Genomic DNA, 17729 nt, shown 5'->3' with positions numbered 1-17729 from the left:
ATCACTTAGATTTACTCTTTTTTGCTTTTGTCACTGTATTGGTTGGACAAATTGAATCCTGTGATTGACAGTGAAGTAGACCAGTTTTTTTAATATGAACTCAAGGTTCTGGGGCTGTCACGACCTATTCTTCACTTTTACTATAAAAATAGCAGCACAGACCATGGCCGTGGTCTGTGCTGCTAATCTTAGTATGTTTTTCTATTTGTCTCGACCTAATGAATGACGATTTCTTTTTCAGTCATTTTTTCGTTCGCTTCAATCTCCAATGTAATTTTACTTTTACGAAGAGCTTTTAATTCTCCCTTCTCCGGATTAAACGCGGCATCGTACCGCCCGGATACTTCTGCTCGTTTTAACTTTTGACCTGTGCCAACAAAGACGTTCTCGCTGCCGTTCCAAGTTACGGTTGCAGGATAACGTAGAGGCACTGTGAGATCTCCAACTTGATGGCCAGAAGCGCTGATTTTAACGGTTTCGCCAGCATTGATGGCAGATGGCGCATCCATTGTAATCGATTCTAGCATCGGTCTCACCTCAGCCTGGATCCAGCTTCGATCAGCTTTTTTACTGGCTAATGAAGCTTTTTCCGGACCGAATACTCTGTCAGGTCCAGCTTTTGGATCAACACCAAACAAGGTCCATGAGTAAAATCCGCCTTCATCCGCTGATCCATAAGGAATTTTCCCGGCGGGTCCGACCACCATATACGGTACCCCTTCTACACGCTCACTATGAACGGTATGAGCATGTCCACTAATATAAATCGCACCTTTCCCGCCTGAATCTTGGCGGAAAGCAGTTAACCATTGTTCAAGTAATTCCGACTCTTTTTGATCGTTCAGCTGGCTGTTTTTTGTTGGGAGCGGGTCACGGGTCGGATGGTGTGCCATCACAACAACCTGTTTGACCGTTGGATCATCAGCGGCTTCCTCAAGTGATTTTTTCAAATGGATCAGCTGTTCAAAATTACTTGTACGGTAGCTTCCTGCAGATGAATCAAGCAAGATGATTCGTGTCCCTTTATGGTCAAATGTATAACGGTTTTTTTCATAAACGTTCAAGAAATTGTCCAATGTGTCTGTACCCATTCTTTCATGATTCCCTGGGATATAATAAACAGGTAGCTTGTCCCCGACTTCTTCTTTCAAAATTTTTTCCGCTAGCTCAAAATCTTCCTTGTAAGCCGTATCAACGAAATCTCCATTGATTACAAGAAAATCCGGATTTACTTTCACGATTTGGCGAAGAGATTCCCGAGCCATCCGTACTTGTTGGCTGTCAGGAGATTTTGCAGCAAACTGGCTATCTGCCAGGACAGCAAATTTCCAACGATCGCTTTGGATTTTCCCGTTTTGAATAATAAGCGGATCGGGTGTCTGAGATTGTTTTGGAACCTCCTCAACTTCCGGCGGCACCTTAACAACGAGATCATCGAAAATTAGACTTCCGGCATATTGAGCATTTTTATTCGCTTCCACCGGATAGATGCGCCATAGCTTAGCCGGATAGCGTACTCCTTCTGGAACCGTTGCCTCAACATATTTCCAGCCCTTCCAATCCACTTTGCTTGCTAATGTTAACGTATAGCTTGTGTTTGCAGCATCTTTAATGATCGTGCGAAGCCAAGCTCCGTTTCCATCTCCATGTACCCACAGCCCAATCTTTTGCACCTCTCCCGGAAGCTCTAGCATTGGGTCTGCTTGTAAATAAGCAGCACGCGTAGCGGTCGAAGTGGAGAAATCATAATTAAGCTGCAGTCCTTGTCCATTTTTCCCTTGAACAGTCTCTATTGATCCATCGACAGCGGCAGGGTATTTGGTAAAAGACCATCCTGCAGTACTCTCAAAGTCCGATACTTTTTTTTCTGAAAGACCAATTGTAACTGGAAGATATGTTTTATGACCAGAAACTGTTGCCGTAATAACAGTTGATCCCCCGTCTTTTTTTGGAGCAATCGAAAAACCGCCATCTTTGTATTCTTTTACGGATATAACCGATGAATCATAGTCTAGTGTAATATCACGCGGCTCAATTAATGTGCGATAACCGTCTTTATCGTACCCCTCGATAGAAAAATCTTCTTGTGCACCCGATTCAAGACTCAGGCGCGAAGATGATGCTTCAATCCGTTCTAATTCGCCTATGACTGTTACCTTCCTTGTTCCTTTCGTCCATTCCGATTGTGCCTGTACGAAAGAGGAACCTGATTTTTTTGCACGAAAAACCCCGGCATCCTCGAACGTACCTATATCAGATGGACGTGTTCTCCATTTAATAGAACCTGTCTCAACTGGATTGTAATTCTCATCGTAACCAACACTTTTGTAGCTTCTTGATAAACCGGGAAAAACCAGATCAATGTTTTTTTGTTCCAAAACAGGTGTGACGTCAAGGCCTTTAAGTTTTCCGCTGCCCGGTTTTGCGAAAATCCCAATGCCGTTCGGCACAGCTCTCTCTGATCCATCTGATGGTTGATTGACAACCTCCGCATTTTCTGCGCCGGGTTTACGTGCAACCATTGTTGTTGAACCGCCGCCATCTAAGTTCAGCGCATTGTAGGCGCCAAATCCCTTCATTAATGCTGCCAATTCTTTATATGTTATTCCACGGCTGTCCGTTTGGCGGCCGTCTACGGCAACTACGTACATTTTTTTGCCATTCTCTGAAAATCCTACGGCTGTTCTGGGAGCTGCTGAGCTGTCGTCCAAGTTTTCTCGAATATTTCCACTTTCAAGCAGCTTGACATTACCGCCAATCGCAAATGACATACGTGCATTCCCATCGACTTTTGGTGCATAATCGACTGTCACCTTGTCTCCAATTGATAAGGTCTTTAAAATATCTGCCCCTTGTTCACGGCCAACTAATACGTAAGAGTTTTCCTCAATATCACCGCTTCCTGGCTGACTGGAAACATGCGTAACCTTTCCATCCCGTATCGTTACTTCATACGTTGAGGCTCCATATGACAACCTTTGTTTAGAGCCCCAGACGGAAGTGTATAAGCCGATCCCATTTGCGGGAAGTCCGTATTGATTGAAAGCATCTAAAGAAAAGCTGCCGTTGGAAAGAGTAACGGTTCCCTCTAATAATAGATTGGCAATCCGCCCAATTCTGTTACTATCAATACCAGCAGTTAACGTATGGGAACCTTCTGGACCTTTCAGCAGCTGATTGTTTTGGATCGCTCCCCCTAAAGGCGCCTGCGTATTGTTAATATCAAAAAAGTCACCGTTTACCCCCGCAATTGCTCCTGCTGTTTTAGCCATTTCAGATAACGGTTTTGCTGACGAAACGACACCCGGAAAAAGAAGGTCCAAAAAAACGTTTTCATTATCAAGCTCAATTGTCATCAATTCACCATTTAACCACCCCCGCAGATCAAACCTCTCGAAACTCGTTAATTCAATACCTGGCCCAACCGGTGTCGTTTTTTCATTGGTTACAAGAGTTTTTCCACTTGGACCTACAAGTGATTCAGGTTCTGTTAAATCTGATGATGCTGCCCGTGGTTGCTCGTCAGAAGACGGCGCATTTTCTGCTTGAGCCGACGGGACAATTGAAACCACCATCATCGACACAAATAAAAGTAAAAGAACCAGCCACTTCCGTACCATTTCTATTCTCCTCCCTCTGTTCTCTCATTTACAGCCGATTGCTCCGGCTATTTTTCAATATTAAGAATATCAGACAAATATTAATCTACATTGAGAAAAGTTTTAATTTCGTTCAAGCAAAAGATATAAAATGCTGATTTTATCCCACTTTAACGGGCAGTACCCCCCCCCGCTGATTGAAGCTTCACTTTATTGTTTCACAAGTATAATCTTAAGTTTTGTTATGCAATGACGTGCCAAAGCTTTAGAATTCATAGATACAATACATGATTGATAGCTGATAAACTACTAATGTAAGCGAACCCATTGTTGTTTTATCATTTTTATCTGAAATTATAGTCGGTAATCCATTGGAGGGATTAGTAATGAAAGCGCTAGTAATTGAAACACCATTTGAAGCAGTCATCAAGGAAGTTCCTTATCCGGCTCCCGGTGAAGATGAAGTAACCATAAAAGTAAAAAATGTCGGAATTGCGGAACTGATGTTCACATATTTAAAACATACCCCGTCGCCAAATCGAATCTAGCACCATCCAGCTAATATAGCTGTACGACGCCTTGTTAGAATCTGATGCGTAGAGCCTGTAAAAGACCTTAGCTCCCCGTTGTTTATGCGGCTGCCAAGGTCTTTTACATTTTGTTATTCCATAGGTATTTCGTTAAAGAAAGCTACATCATCGACAGCCAGTCTCACCGTCGGATGACCAGGCTTCGTCGCCTTGCCGATAGCGATAAGCATAACAGGAGCGTATCTCTCCGGAATATCGAACGCTTCTACAAATTCAGCCTGGTCATAGCCGCCCATCGGGACCGTATCATAGCCTTTAGCGCGGGCGACAAGCATGAGTTGCATAGATACTAGCCCGCAATCGGTATAAACTTTTTGGCGGATGGCCTCGGGCGGCATGCTCGAATACATGCCGGTATAGCGTTCCACGAACGATTTAGCCGTCTCTGCAGGCATGTAACCCGCATCGACCGCCATTCCGTAAATTTTCTCGGCAAATTTATAACACTCCAAATCTCCGAGTACAGCAATGACAGCCGAAGCCTCGACCACTTGCTGTTGATTGAATGCGATCGGAAGCAGCTTCTGCTTCAGCTCCGGCGAGTCGATAACGAGAAACCGCCACGGCTGCAGGTTAGCGGCTGAAGGAGCCAGCGTAGCTTGCCGCAATGTTTCGGTCAATTCCTTCCGCGAAATCTTGATCTCGGGATCATAGCTACGAACCGACCGGCGTTCTCGAATAACATCAAAAAAAAGTTGGTGCTCCATTGTTTGCGACGGTAGTGAAACCGACATGGTTCTCTCCTCCTTTTGGAAAAGCGGCATTCAGCATTTTGTTTCATTACAACATTAGTTGTTTGAACAACACTTGTTGTATTTATATGCTATAATAACAACCGAATGGTACGCAATCATCAATAACCATAAACCGTTGTATAGACAACACCATTTCTATAATGTCGTTTTATTGGGGAGATCTTAACATGACAATTAAAAAGAATGAAGCTGATCCTCGTGTGATACGTACACGGCGACTCCTTCAAGACGCTTTTGCTTCATTAATTCAAGAAAAAGACTTTGAATCGATAACCGTTAGGGATATTGCAGAGCGGGCTACTGTTAACAGAGCGACTTTTTATGCGCACTTTGTAGATAAATTCGAAATTCTTGAGGCCAAACTAATGGAATCATTTATGACAATCATAAATCGTAGAATAAGCGGTCACGAAGTATTAAATGAAGAAACAATTCAGAGTATTTTTCTGGGTGTATGCGATTTTCACAAGGGTCTAAGCACTATGTGCAAAAGAAGGTATGCATCGCTTGGACCTGTATTCGAAATTCAAATAAAGGAAAAAATTCAAACGATACTTCTTTCCTTTATAGACAAAGACAAGATGCTATCGAGTCCAAACGCGCAATTCTTAATAAATACAGCTTCTATCATGTTAAGTTGGGGGATGTATGGGGCGGCTTACGTTTGGAACAATGAGGGGTGTCTAATAAGTGCGGAATCATTCGTTAAACAGACTATGCCTTTAGTGATGAACGGAGCCAAAGAACTGCTGGGATAGGTCCTGTCGCTATTGCTCTATCCTGCCCGTTCAGATGAAACCATTATCTTGAATCACCGGTTGTTGTCTTCTTATTCTTGTGTTTTACCACCCCTGCCTTTGGACCAACTGGAAACACTGTCTATGCGTTTGTTACCTATGGGGAGGAGTTAGGCTAACTTTGGCACCAGGCTTTGTGTCAAAAGTTAAAAGCAAAAGAAAAAATGCTTTTAAGGAAAAACGATTCCTTCAAAGCATTTTCAATTTATTCATCATTCTTATTTTCAGAGGCAGCCTCAGTCAATTTGAGAAAGACATCATTTATCGTTTTCATTCTTGTTTCAACCTTTTTTGCTGCTGCATCCAAGGTATATCCTTCGTCGAGTAACTCTTGAATCAAAAGTATTTTTTTTATATTTAAATAATTATATCTGCGTGTAATGCCTTCGCCATCTTTTTCAGACTGGATAATCGCTTTTTCTTCCCAATACCTTAATTTTCTTGTCGGAACTCCAGTGATTTCAGATACTTCACCTATACCAACAACAAGCTTTTTAAGTAAGTCAAAATCAAGTAATGGCATTGATTCAAATTTATCGGTCACGGTATCTTCCCTCCAATACTTAACGTAACTATTTTACATGAAAAGGAGATTCGTTACAAATCATTACGATATATATTGACTTTGTTTGTAACTTAGTTACAATTAATGTAGATAAAGAACATTGTGAAGCAATTTCCATAAGGAGAGATTGCGAGATGGCAATGATTCGTGAGGAGCAGAAAAAAGAATGGCAAAAAGGATTAGCAGAAAAAGGAGGCATTACAATTGGACATTGCAAAAGATCTTAATGAAGCGAAAACGCGGGTATCTTATCCACTGATAACACTAATTTTGTTTTGGTGCGGCTTAGTCGTTCTCTCTAGTCTCTATATTATGCTGCCGCTGCTTTCTATTTTCTCAGATGTTTTTCATGTTGAACCAGGCCAGGCAGCATGGACCAGCAGTTCATTCTCATTATGCTACGCCGTCGGTTTGTTATTTTTCGGAACCCTTTCAGAAAGATATGGACGCAAGCAAATTATTGTATACGGACTTTGTGCGCTTGCTGTCGTTACTTTGCTCACCGGATTAGCCAATAGCTTAGCGTTAATCATCGTTCTTCGGGGCATACAAGGATTTGCTGCATCGACTTTTGCTCCTGCCGCCCTGGCGTATATAGCAGAACGATTTCCTATAGAAAAACGAGTCACGACAATTGGTTTTGTGACCACGGGATTTTTAATGGCAGGCATTGCAGGCCAGGTATTAAGCAGCATCGTAAGTCAAGCATCTGACTGGAACTCAGTTTTTTTTATATTAGGTGCTATTTATTTCATAACCGCTTTCTTCGCAGCATTGTTCATACCTAAACAAACAAATGCTGCCCAAACATCAACAATCGCTGACTCCTTTCGTAAAATGGCGCGTTTATTGCAAAATCGGTCATTGATCTTCTGTTATTCGATTACGTTTATGCTTTTGTTTACTTTCGTAGGAATGTATACCGCTTTAGGAAGCTTCTTAACAGGCTCGAATTTTGGTTTAACCGGCCAAGAAATATTGTACATCAGATCCATAGGCATTATCGGTATACTTTTGTCACCCTTTGCCGGCAAATTTGTTTCTGCCTTTGGACTCGGCAAAGTGTTAAAGACTGGATTACTGGCGGCAGTACTGGGTTTAGCAATGCTTGGTGCTGGTTCAAACCTAGCCTTTCTGATTGGGATGACTGTCGTATTTGTTGCCGGAATTGCAGTTGTCGTTCCTACACTGATTTCGTTAGTCGGCATGCACGGAGGGAAAGAACGCGGAGCGGCTGTAACGCTATACATGTTTATTTTATTTATCGGAGCTTCCATCGGGCCGGTTATTACTGTGGCATTATTAAATACAGGAAGCTACGTCTTAACCTTTGAAATGCTGGCTCTATTACTGGGAATCGGTTTTATATTATCACTTTTGATTAAAATCCCCACTCAAAAATAATGGTTCAAGCTTTAATGTGAGATCAGGACATCCAGCTCTCACATGTATTAGAAACGTTACAATGTATTTTAAATTATAAAAGTACGTTTTTTCAAATTAATAGACCTTCCTTGGAGGAGGTCTATTATTTTACTTAACAAAGCCTATAAATAAACTCTTCCATCAAACGAAGTGCTTTCTCTGCTGCCAAAGCTTCATATTTGTCACTATATGGATCTATAAAACCGTGGCTGCCTGAAAATTGCTGTATCGTGATTTTTTCGTTTCGTTTTTGCTTAAGGTTTTCGATCAGAGCTTCAGGGTCAAATGACTGTTCGTGGGCAGGGAAAATAAGAAGTACCGGACAATTCGGCTCTATGCTTGTGTAGCTTCTGATGCGTGAGCCGTAACAGCAGACGGCAAAGCTTAACTCATGAAATGTGCTGCAAAGCCAAGCAATCGTTGCTCCCACACTAAATCCAATGATTCCAACATGATCAAACTGCTGTTTTAACTGGTAAATAAGCCTCTCGATTTGCCGGGCTCCTTTTTCGAAACCAACATTCTCCATAAAATTTGCATATGCTTTTTCTTCTTTACTATAGGCAAAAGGTTCCTCAATACTAAGTAAATCTGGAGTATAAACTGCAGCTCCTGACTTCTCTAAAAAAACCTTCACGTCCTTAATATGCTGATTCACACCATAAATTTCGTGGATTACAATGATGGCAATACGTTCTTTCGCCACCTGAAAACCTCCAAGCCTTTATTAGATTCGCGTTTCTAAAATCATATATCCATAAATTCCTTCTCAATTAAATCCGTATTAATCCCGATTGCCGCTCTGCTTCCTTCAGCTGCTGCTATGACTACTTGTGCCGGAGCGATAATGGCAGAGTCTCCCGCAGCGTATACGCCTTTAATATTGGTCCTGCCTACCTCATCTGTTTGAATCCCGCCAAGCCTTGTGGTTTCGCAGCCTAAATATTCGCCAAATTTCACGGCCTGGACGACGTGCGGAGTAATAAATCCGCCTTCTCGCTTGATCTCTTCCCTATTTTCAAACACAATGCTTTTTAATTCCCCGTTCTCCCCTTTGAGCGTACGGATTTTTTCTTCTTTCACATGAATTCCTTTACTTCTCAGAAGATTTAATTCTTCTGTTGCAAGATTGTTTTCATTTCCGTTTGTACAAACGAGCAGGTCATGGCTCCAGTTCCAGACTGTGGTTGCCAAATGATACAGGTGGTCACCCCGGGAGATAACCACTAAAGGCTTATCTTTCAGCTCCCATCCGTCACAATAAGGACAGCAAAACAAGCTTCTTCCATAGTATTCTTGTATCTTATCGATATCAGGAAGCTGCTCCTTTAACCCGGTCGCCAGAAGAATGGTTTTGGCGTGAAACCTGTCTCCTTTATCTGTTTCAATTTCAAAAGAAGAGTTATTTTTCGTCACATTCGTCACCCGGCTTTTGTGAAGCTCCACCGTTTGGTAACGGCTGATTTCTTTATGGGCAATGCTTTTGATTTCCCGGGGACTTACTCCATCTCTCGTAAGAAATCCGTGCGACTCACGCGTCACAGCGTTTCGCGGCTTATTGTCATCGAACAATGCCACTTTTCGTCTGGCTCGACCAAGGACGAGGGCAGCATTTAATCCAGCAGGACCACCGCCAATAATTGCGCAATCAAGCATGTAAACTCTCCTTTACCCGAGAATTTTTTTTAAGGTTAACCATAGGTGGGATGTTGTGGTCAATCTCTTCTCGGATTTCCCGAGTTTTTCCTTGTTGAAACGAGGTTACTTACCATTGTCCAATCATAAATAGTCTTCCATTGTTTTTTCTGCTTGATTCAAACCCTTCTCAAATCAAAAGAATCCGGCCTTCCCATAGGAAAGCCGGTCATTTAAGTTACTTCAAATATTTACGCAGCTCTTGCTCGCGTAATTCAACCCTTCTGATTTTTCCTGAATTCGTTTTAGGCAGATCTTGAACAAATTCGATACGTCTTGGGTATTTATATGGAGCTGTTAACGTCTTTGCGTGCGTCTGCAACTCCTTCATCAGCTTCTCTTCATTCTCTACAGGCTGCGTCAAAACGATAAACGCCTTAACTACGGTTCCGCGAAACTCATCCGGGCTCGCAACGACTGCACATTCTTTCACCATCGGATGCTTGACCAATGCATCCTCCACTTCGAATGGCCCGATGGTATAGCCCGAGCTGATAATGACATCGTCACCGCGCCCTTGGAACCAATAATAATTGTCTTCATCCTTCGTAGCGCGGTCACCTGTGATATAGTAATCGCCTCTAATCGTTCTTTCTGTCCGCTCAGGCTCCTTAAAATAGCCTTTAAACAATGATGGCAGATTCTTTAGGACCGCAATGTCGCCAGTTTCTCCGACCTCGCACGGCACTCCGTTTTCATCAACAATTTCAACGAAGCCTTCGAGCATCGGTTTTCCCATGCTTCCCAGTCTGGGCTCGACTCCTTTAAGCGTACCGATCAATAAGGTGTTTTCAGTTTGCCCGTATCCATCCCTTACTTGAACGCCGAGCTTGTTTTTAAAGATCGTAATTACTTCCGCGTTGAGCGGCTCTCCTGCTGACACCGCACTATGAAGCATTGGCAAATTGTATTTTTCAAGTTCATCAATTTTAGCCATATAGCGATATTCTGTCGGAGTACAACATAGAACATTGATTTCTTCATCCTGCAAAAGCTCTAAATATTTCTCAGGATTAAATTTCCCGTTATAAACAAATCCGGTTGCACCGCAGCCGAGAATTGATAACAGCGGGCTCCACACCCATTTTTGCCAGCCTGGCGCAGCTGTTGCCCATACGGTATCTGTTTCACTAATATCAAGCCATTCCTTTCCAGCTACCCGTAAATGTGCATAAGCCCACCCGTGGCTATGGACCACTGCTTTCGGCTGTCCGGTCGTTCCTGAGGTGTAGGACATCAAAAGGGTATCGTCTTTTAATGTCGGAACCGTATCAAAGCTGTCAGCCGCATTTTCCATCAATTCCTCCATTTGCAGCCATCCGCTGACCTCTCCGCCGATAGAAATTTTCCGTTTCAGCGTTGCCGGGGTATCCTTCACCTTGTCTACTTCACCAGTGAATAAGTGATATGAAATAACCGCTTTTATTTCTCCATGGTTTAAGCGATACTCAATATCCTTGGCACGGAGCATTTCAGAAGACGGAATCACTACGATTCCCGTTTTAAAGCAAGCCAAATAAGTAACATAAGCGTCAATCAACCTTGGCATAATCACAAGGACGTGATCTCCTTTTTTCAATTCAAGCTCAGTCAAGACGTTAGCCTGCTTGTTAACCTGCTTTAGCAATTGAGCATATGATATCTCCTGCCTGTCTCCTTGTTCATTCAGCCATTTTATTGCTGTTTGTTCCGAAGAATATTTCTCAATTTCATCTATTAAATTATATTCATTATCTGGGAGTAAATCATTTAAATTAAGCACAAGACACCTCCAAAATTCGATTAAATTTCACTTAAAAATTATAACCAGGTACTAATACTTGATTCTAAATTCTATTATAGAGGTTATCCCACAAAATTGACAATGATATATCCTGAAAATTTAAAAAAGAAATGGATGCCTATAAAATAGGCGAACTTACCCACCTGGTAATCATAAAATAAAGTACTAAAGCTTTTGTGGATGGAGGCAATCCTATGTACTCGAATTGGAATTCACCAAACTCCCAGTACCAAACCGATCATCGTCAAATAAATCATGACCAGCAGCAGGTCATGCAGCGCTTGGCCAACCTTGAACATCGGCTGGAATTACTTCTTTCCAGCTTAGAAAAAACAAATGAAACGCTGCGTTCCATTGAGGAACTGCAAAACCGTGTATGTACAACTGGCGGAGGCGGCGCTGTAATTGTTCGGATGTAAAAAATTTTAAGCCGCTCCCTGTCTGAAGGGAACGGCTTTCACGTTTGATAACCACTGTTCAGTTTTGATTTTTCACCAAAATAATCCTTTCTCGAGCTACCTACGGAAAGTCAACGCCGTTCATACAATTAATTGAATTTGATTTCCAGATGGATCGTGCGTGATTACGATGTCATTCTCTTTTTTTACCGCCGCTCCGATAGTCGTGAGCTGTTCGATCGTTTTCTTTCTCGTTTCCTCGTCTGGAAGAACTAGCGAAAATGATTTCAAACCTACACTATTTTCAGCAGGCTTCTGTGCACCTACCCCATTCCAAGTATTTAATCCAATATGATGGTGGTACCCTCCTGTCGATAGAAAGAGCACCTGATTTCCATAGCGGCTGACGATTTGGAAGCCGAGGCCTTTTGTGTAGAACTCTTTCGTATTTTCCATCTCGGACACGTGTAAATGAATATGTCCCAATAACGTCCCGGCAGGAAGGCCGGCCCATTGCAGCCCTTTTCCCTCTGCCAAAAGACCGTCTGCATCTAAAGCCTTGGTTGCCATGACTACTTCTTTATCGTTCCAATCCCAGAGAGAGGACGGCCGGTCTGCATAAATTTCAATCCCATTCCCATCAGGATCTCCTAAATATAGCGCTTCACTTACAAGATGGTCTGAAGCACCTTGTAATGGATAGCCGATTTCAATCAAATGATTTAACACGCTTGCTAAATCGGGGCGTGAAGGCAGAAGAAGCGCAAAATGGTACAAGCCGGTTTTACGAGGCTGTTTCGGAATCACATATTCAGGCTGTTCGATGATTAACAAAGGTGTTTTTCCATCTGCCGTAAGAAACGCTTTATTGTCCGCTTGTTCCAAAAGCTGAAATCCGATTACGTTTTGATAAAAAGCAAGCGACCGTTCCAGATTTTGCACCTTTATGTCAACCTGGTTTACGAACGTATGCGGATGACTGTGGTAGTTCATTACGCAATTGCCCCCTATCTAAGAGAAAGTTTGTGATTTTCTTATACTTACTTTATGTAAGTTATTTTAATTTAGTAACTTTGTTTAGTCAAGCAATAGTATGATTAGTAAATCGAAAACAAATTGAAAGGTTTAAATGTCCCCCTAAAAGTAAAAAGTATAAAGAAATGATACAAAAAATAAGGGGAGACATAATATATGACCGTATTAGCTAGTTTGGGTTTACTATTGATTCGGATTGTAGCAGGACTCACCTTTGCAGCTCACGGTACGCAAAAACTATTCGGCTGGTTCGGCGGTCAAGGAATAGACAAAACAGCGGAAGGTTTTGAATCTATGGGGCTTAAACCTGGAAAAACAATGGCAGTTCTGGGTGGACTAGGTGAATTGGCAGGAGGGTTACTTTTCGCCTTAGGGTTCTTAATGCCGCTTTCCGCCGTGATAATTACGATTACGATGCTCGTTGCTATTTTTACCGCACATGCAGGGAAAGGCTATTGGAATGCCCAAAACGGTTGTGAATATAATGTTCATATTATTATTGTGGCAATAGGGGTAACGCTTATTGGACCAGGGCTCTATTCCATTGATTATCTTCTTTTTAGTTAAATGCTATTATCCACTATATAATGTAAAAACGCAGCACATCAGTATACTGGTTGCTGCGTTTTCTCTAAAGATTATTTCTTTAATAGGAATACGAACATCCTACGATGACGAGCAAAACATGAGTACCACGATTATGGCAAAGGCACTTCTAAAACCATCACTCATGTAAAGCCATCCTCATAATTACTAGTTCAAGAAAGCTACACCTACAATAACTAGTAAAATGAACAGAACAAGAATGATCGCAAAATTTGAACCACCGGAGTTATAACCCATTTAATTCTTCGCCTCCTATCGTGAGCAATTAAGAGATATTCATCTCTATCATCAATATATGTTTGTCTAATAGAAATGATTGGATAAACGTATATATCGATAGGATATTTTCACTTAATCGGTTGTACAGTCAAAAAACGAAGCTGACTCAGGAACGAGTCAGCTCTTTCGTAAAAAATGGAGGTATTTTTTTATGGGAGACAGGCAGAGGATGCATGTAGTGGAGGATACATGCAGCTTAGCGGCCGAGAGAGATTTCCATCTCTCATAGTACATAGAATATTCAAGCTAGAAATAAAAGAACCGGACAATTGCTGATATTGCTGCCTATTTCTATTAACAGGATCAAGAGATTAAGAAAGAATTGGGCGTTTGTGCGATTATCATTTCTATTTGTGCAAAAATATAGGGTTATTGTGCAATTATTCAGATGTTCTGTGCAATTCTAACCTGGAATCGCGCAATTACTTTTGCGATCTGTGCAATTCCTTCTGTTTACTGTGCAATTATCAGATGATGACATGATTGATGTTTATCTTAAAAGGTGGCTCTTTTCATTCTATCTAGTCAACCTTCGGAAGCTTCACCCGGAATAAGGTTCCTTTGCCATAGTCGCTTTCTACTTCTACCTGTCCCTCATGCAGCTCGATAATTTTTTGTACAATAGAAAGGCCGAGACCGCTTCCGCCGGCGTTTCTCGATTTATCTGCCTTATAAAAACGTTCAAATACCCGCTGCACCTGATCCTCCGTCATCCCAATGCCATCGTCTTTGATTTCCACGATAACATGAGCTGGTGCCTGTTTTACTTGTACGGCAATAACTCCCCCTTCTTTAGTGAATTTAATGGCATTATGAATGATGTTTGTCCATACTTGATTAAGCAGCCCCTCATCTCCATCAATATTTACCGGAGAGGTATCAAGATCGATTTCAATGTTTTTTTCTGTCCAATGAGGCTCACATAGTAATATAATTCGCCTCAGCTGCTTGTCTAGGCTGAATCTGGCTTTTTCGATTGGCTCTACCTGCTGTTCCAGCGCAGTCAGCTTCAAAAGATTTTCGCTCATCTTCGACAATCGCATCGTTTCTGCTTCAATGATAGATAAATAATAGATACGATTTTCCTCAGATATATCAGGATTTTTTAATAAATGGGCAAATCCTTTCAACGAGGTTAACGGCGTCTGAAATTCATGAGAAACATTAGAAATAAATTCTTGCTTGATTTTTTCCATTTCGTTTAATTCAACAGCGAGGTGATTAATTTGATTGACCAGCTTTGTGACGGGATGCCTGCTGTTTTTCATATCTTTAGAATCACTTTGGATCTTCGCTGAAAAATCACCTGCCGCTATTCGTTTAATCGTGTCAGACATTTGATTCCATATCTTTAATTGTTCATGGCGCGCCGAACGAGAAATAATAAAGATTGTCAGTCCCATCAACAAAAACATCAGCCATAATGAACCAATTTGTTCGACATATTTGTTCATAGAAATCGAAAGCCATTCCCCTAATTGACTGACGATTACATTGGCAAGAAGCCAAAAGATCGATGCACATACGAGACCAATGATACTTGCTCCAAACCGGCGAACCCTCATTGGCTTATCTCCAGCCTATATCCTAGGCCGCGAATTGTCCGAATCGAAAAAGCGACAGCCGGCTCAGGGAATTTCTCCCGAAGCCTCTTCACATGAACATCGACTGTCCTTTCGTCCCCTTCAAACTCAAATCCCCATATATCATCGATTAGTTGTTCTCTTGAAAATGTTTTTTTGGGATAGCTCGCCAATTTGTAAAGCAATTCAAATTCACGCCGCGGCAAGTTGAAGGTTTCTCCTTTCTCATTCGTTGCAGAATGAGAATCCTCATAGAGCGTAATTGTACCTATTTTAAGCTGTTTGGCTGTAGTAATGTGATAGCGCCTAAGGAGCGCTTTGACCCTGGCTTCAAGCTCAAGCGGCTCAAAAGGCTTCACGAGATAATCATCGGCTCCAACTGCTAAGCCCCTCACCTTATCTATCGTTTCACCTTTTGCTGTCAGCATTAAAATAGGCAGATCGGTATAGTCCCTAACTGCCTTACTCACTTCAAATCCATCCATGTATGGCATCATGACATCTACGATCATCAAATCAACCTTGTCATCTGCTAATCGGTCAATCGCTTGTTTTCCATTGCTTGCTTCAATAACGGAAAAACCAGACTGTTTCATCATCGTGCTCACAAGCTCCCGAATATGCAGGTCATCATCGACGACTAATATCGTTGTCACAGTACCACCCCCATTTTAGCCGGCACGTTCTTCTAAATCGGCATTGATTTTAAGCTGCTGAGTTGCAAATTGACGATACAGCTCGTGGCTTTCCATTAATTCTGCATGCGTCCCTCGGCCGGTGATCTCACCATTTTCAACAAATAAAAGCTGATCCGCATCGATCACCGTCGAAAGTCGATGGGCAATTATGATCGTAGTCCGGCCAACCATCAAAGTGTCCAGTGCTTCTTGAACAGATTGCTCCGACTGGCTGTCAAGACTTGATGTTGCTTCATCTAGCATCAATATCTGTGGATTGCGAAGCAGTGCACGAGCGATGGCAATCCGCTGACGCTGGCCTCCGGAGAGCATAATCCCACGTTCGCCCACTTCTGTGTCAAACGTATTCGGAAGTTCTTGAATAAATTTCAATGCATATGACATCTTAGCTGCTTCTTCAAGCTCCTGATCAGAAACATCACGATCTAAACCATAACAGATATTTTCGCGGATGGTCCCTGCAATTAATGGGCTTTCTTGTGAGACATACCCAATTTGTTTGCGCCAAGATTCAAGAGAGTATCGTGAAATGCGCTCATCTCCTAGAGAAATCATTCCCTCGGTCGGCTCGTAGTACCTTTCAAGCAGTTTAAATAAAGTTGTTTTTCCACCGCCGCTTGGGCCGACAATCGCTGTAACTTTTCCAGCAGCAATCTCGGCATTTATATTTTTGATCACGGGACTGCCTGATTTATAGGAAAATGATAAATCTTTCAAAAAAAGTGATTCCTTAGCATCGGTGACCGGCAAGCCGCTATCCAAATCTTCTTCCTTTTCACCCAAAATTTCAATCATACGCTCTGTAGCTCCCAATGATTTTTGCAGCTGGGTGAAAAATTGCGTGATCTGTCCGATCGGCATGATGATTTGAAATAAGTATAAGATAAAGGCAACCAATGCACCGGCAGTGATAACACCGGATGAAACCTGCATGCCACCGTAGCCGATGACGGTAACAAGGGCAGCCATAATAACTAGAGTCATAAGCGGCATAACGAGCGATTGGACCTTCGCTTCCCGAAGCCCTAGTTTGAACAATTTATCAATTCCATTTTTGCCGCGTTTATATTCGATCGCTTCGGCATTGGACGACTTCACGAGACGAATTTCCGGCAAAATGTGATTAAGCAAACCGGTGAATTGTGCCGTTTCGTCCTGTGTTTCTCTTGAAATAAGAAACATCTTGCGTCCAATCGGAATCATAATAGCTGCGGCGAGCGGAACAACGATGAAGACAATCAGTGTCAGCCTCCAGTTCATTATCAATAAAATTACTAAAGAACCGATTATCGATATCGCCCCGGTAATAAAGCCCGTAATGTGGTTTGTAATTAATTCTTTTACAATCAACGTATCGTTAGTTATCCTGCTGATAGTCTCACCAGATGCCTTATTATCAAAATATGATACCGGCAGCCTGACCAATTTTCTCCATAATAAATCACGGAGTCCTGCAATGATTTTCTGTCCGCTGTAATTCAAAGCATACGTGGCATAAGCGCTTAGCAACGCCTGAACAATAAAGACGACAGCAACTAAAGCAATTTGGCCGGCGGAAAATGACGACGTTGAAAATCCGTCAACAAGATCCTTTGTCATTAATGGGATCATTAAGCTGACAAGCGTCGTAATAATGCTTAAGACAATCGCAAAAGCAAGCTTTCCGTAGGATGGATTCGTCTTTTTTACTAATTGAAAAAAGGCGCCAAACTTGCCTTGTTGGTTTGATTCTTGTTTTTGCATACTTTTACCCTCCTCTGCGTTCTCTATCAATATACAACTGAAAAATGAACGGATATGAATAACTGTTTAATTTTTCAAGATTATTAGTCTAAGATCTACTATACGGCAAAATCCTTAAAAATGTAAAAGAGCGGTCTAAGCCACTCTAATTTTTATCTGAATCTGCCCGCAGTAAACG

At 42.0% G+C, this 17729-nt stretch carries 16 protein-coding genes; 5 read left to right on the top strand and 11 right to left on the bottom strand.

Annotation, left to right across the window (positions count from 1 at the left end; translation table 11 throughout):
- Window positions 1-215 precede the first annotated feature (215 nt).
- The gene (locus JOC74_RS15210; protein ID WP_053605494.1) at window positions 216-3620 is read right to left on the bottom strand and encodes a phosphodiester glycosidase family protein; all 3405 of its coding nucleotides are present in this window, start codon (window positions 3618-3620) and stop codon (window positions 216-218) included.
- Window positions 3621-3985: 365 nt separating this feature from the next.
- Here JOC74_RS15210 and JOC74_RS15205 point away from each other — a divergent pair, with 365 nt between their 5' ends.
- Window positions 3986-4147, top strand: a complete 162-nt coding sequence (locus JOC74_RS15205) for a hypothetical protein (RefSeq protein ID WP_225970293.1) — start codon at window positions 3986-3988, stop codon at window positions 4145-4147.
- Between the two features lie 113 nt (window positions 4148-4260).
- Here JOC74_RS15205 and JOC74_RS15200 read toward each other — a convergent pair whose 3' ends face one another.
- On the bottom strand, window positions 4261-4923 hold the full coding sequence (locus JOC74_RS15200; RefSeq protein ID WP_053605493.1) for a nitroreductase family protein: 663 nt from the start codon (window positions 4921-4923) through the stop codon (window positions 4261-4263).
- A gap of 188 nt (window positions 4924-5111) precedes the next feature.
- On the opposite strand from JOC74_RS15200, the gene JOC74_RS15195 reads away from it, so the two are divergent.
- Window positions 5112-5702 carry a TetR/AcrR family transcriptional regulator gene (locus JOC74_RS15195; RefSeq protein ID WP_211086203.1) on the top strand — a complete coding sequence of 197 codons (591 nt, stop codon included), beginning with the start codon at window positions 5112-5114 and terminating at the stop codon, window positions 5700-5702.
- Between the two features lie 244 nt (window positions 5703-5946).
- Here JOC74_RS15195 and JOC74_RS15190 read toward each other — a convergent pair whose 3' ends face one another.
- Window positions 5947-6285 (bottom strand): MerR family transcriptional regulator, encoded by a 339-nt coding sequence (locus JOC74_RS15190; protein ID WP_225970292.1) that lies wholly within the window; start codon window positions 6283-6285, stop codon window positions 5947-5949.
- Between the two features lie 225 nt (window positions 6286-6510).
- Between JOC74_RS15190 and JOC74_RS15185 the strand changes: the two genes are divergently transcribed.
- Window positions 6511-7710, top strand: a complete 1200-nt coding sequence (locus tag JOC74_RS15185; RefSeq protein WP_053605491.1) for an MFS transporter — start codon at window positions 6511-6513, stop codon at window positions 7708-7710.
- A gap of 133 nt (window positions 7711-7843) precedes the next feature.
- On the opposite strand, the gene JOC74_RS15180 is transcribed toward JOC74_RS15185, so the two are convergent.
- The 3 genes from JOC74_RS15180 to mbcS all read right to left on the bottom strand — a co-directional run bounded on the left by JOC74_RS15180 (window position 7844) and on the right by mbcS (window position 11188).
- Window positions 7844-8437, bottom strand: coding sequence for a dienelactone hydrolase family protein (locus JOC74_RS15180; protein WP_053605490.1), 594 nt, complete (start codon window positions 8435-8437; stop codon window positions 7844-7846).
- Between the two features lie 41 nt (window positions 8438-8478).
- The gene (locus tag JOC74_RS15175; protein ID WP_053605489.1) at window positions 8479-9387 is read right to left on the bottom strand and encodes an NAD(P)/FAD-dependent oxidoreductase; all 909 of its coding nucleotides are present in this window, start codon (window positions 9385-9387) and stop codon (window positions 8479-8481) included.
- 217 nt (window positions 9388-9604) lie between these two features.
- Complete coding sequence (gene mbcS, locus JOC74_RS15170) at window positions 9605-11188, bottom strand: acyl-CoA synthetase MbcS (RefSeq protein WP_053605488.1); 1584 nt, start codon at window positions 11186-11188, stop codon at window positions 9605-9607.
- 215 nt (window positions 11189-11403) lie between these two features.
- Between mbcS and JOC74_RS15165 the strand changes: the two genes are divergently transcribed.
- Window positions 11404-11628, top strand: a complete 225-nt coding sequence (locus JOC74_RS15165) for a hypothetical protein (protein ID WP_053605487.1) — start codon at window positions 11404-11406, stop codon at window positions 11626-11628.
- Window positions 11629-11748: 120 nt separating this feature from the next.
- On the opposite strand, the gene JOC74_RS15160 is transcribed toward JOC74_RS15165, so the two are convergent.
- Window positions 11749-12600, bottom strand: a complete 852-nt coding sequence (locus JOC74_RS15160; RefSeq protein ID WP_053605486.1) for a VOC family protein — start codon at window positions 12598-12600, stop codon at window positions 11749-11751.
- Between the two features lie 198 nt (window positions 12601-12798).
- On the opposite strand from JOC74_RS15160, the gene JOC74_RS15155 reads away from it, so the two are divergent.
- Window positions 12799-13209 (top strand): DoxX family protein, encoded by a 411-nt coding sequence (locus tag JOC74_RS15155; protein WP_053605485.1) that lies wholly within the window; start codon window positions 12799-12801, stop codon window positions 13207-13209.
- 186 nt (window positions 13210-13395) lie between these two features.
- Here the strand turns inward: JOC74_RS15155 and JOC74_RS15150 are convergent, their stop codons facing one another.
- From JOC74_RS15150 to JOC74_RS15135, 4 genes are all read right to left on the bottom strand, one after another.
- Entirely contained in the window at window positions 13396-13485 is a 90-nt protein-coding gene (locus tag JOC74_RS15150) for a YjcZ family sporulation protein (RefSeq protein WP_082364257.1), read from the bottom strand.
- Window positions 13486-14048: 563 nt separating this feature from the next.
- Window positions 14049-15092 (bottom strand): sensor histidine kinase, encoded by a 1044-nt coding sequence (locus JOC74_RS15145; RefSeq protein ID WP_053605484.1) that lies wholly within the window; start codon window positions 15090-15092, stop codon window positions 14049-14051.
- Entirely contained in the window at window positions 15089-15766 is a 678-nt protein-coding gene (locus JOC74_RS15140) for a response regulator transcription factor (protein ID WP_082364255.1), read from the bottom strand. The genes JOC74_RS15145 and JOC74_RS15140 overlap by 4 nt, the downstream gene beginning before the upstream one ends.
- A gap of 15 nt (window positions 15767-15781) precedes the next feature.
- A complete protein-coding gene (locus tag JOC74_RS15135) occupies window positions 15782-17551 on the bottom strand; it encodes an ABC transporter ATP-binding protein (RefSeq protein WP_053605483.1) in 1770 nt (589 codons plus the stop codon).
- Window positions 17552-17729 lie beyond the last annotated feature (178 nt).

Origin of the sequence: Bacillus capparidis (assembly GCF_017832095.1) — a bacterium.
GTDB lineage: Bacteria > Bacillota > Bacilli > Bacillales > Bacillaceae > Bacillus > Bacillus gobiensis.
Note: the sequence above shows the minus strand (reverse complement) of the source record. Positions and strands in the feature narration are given on the sequence as shown.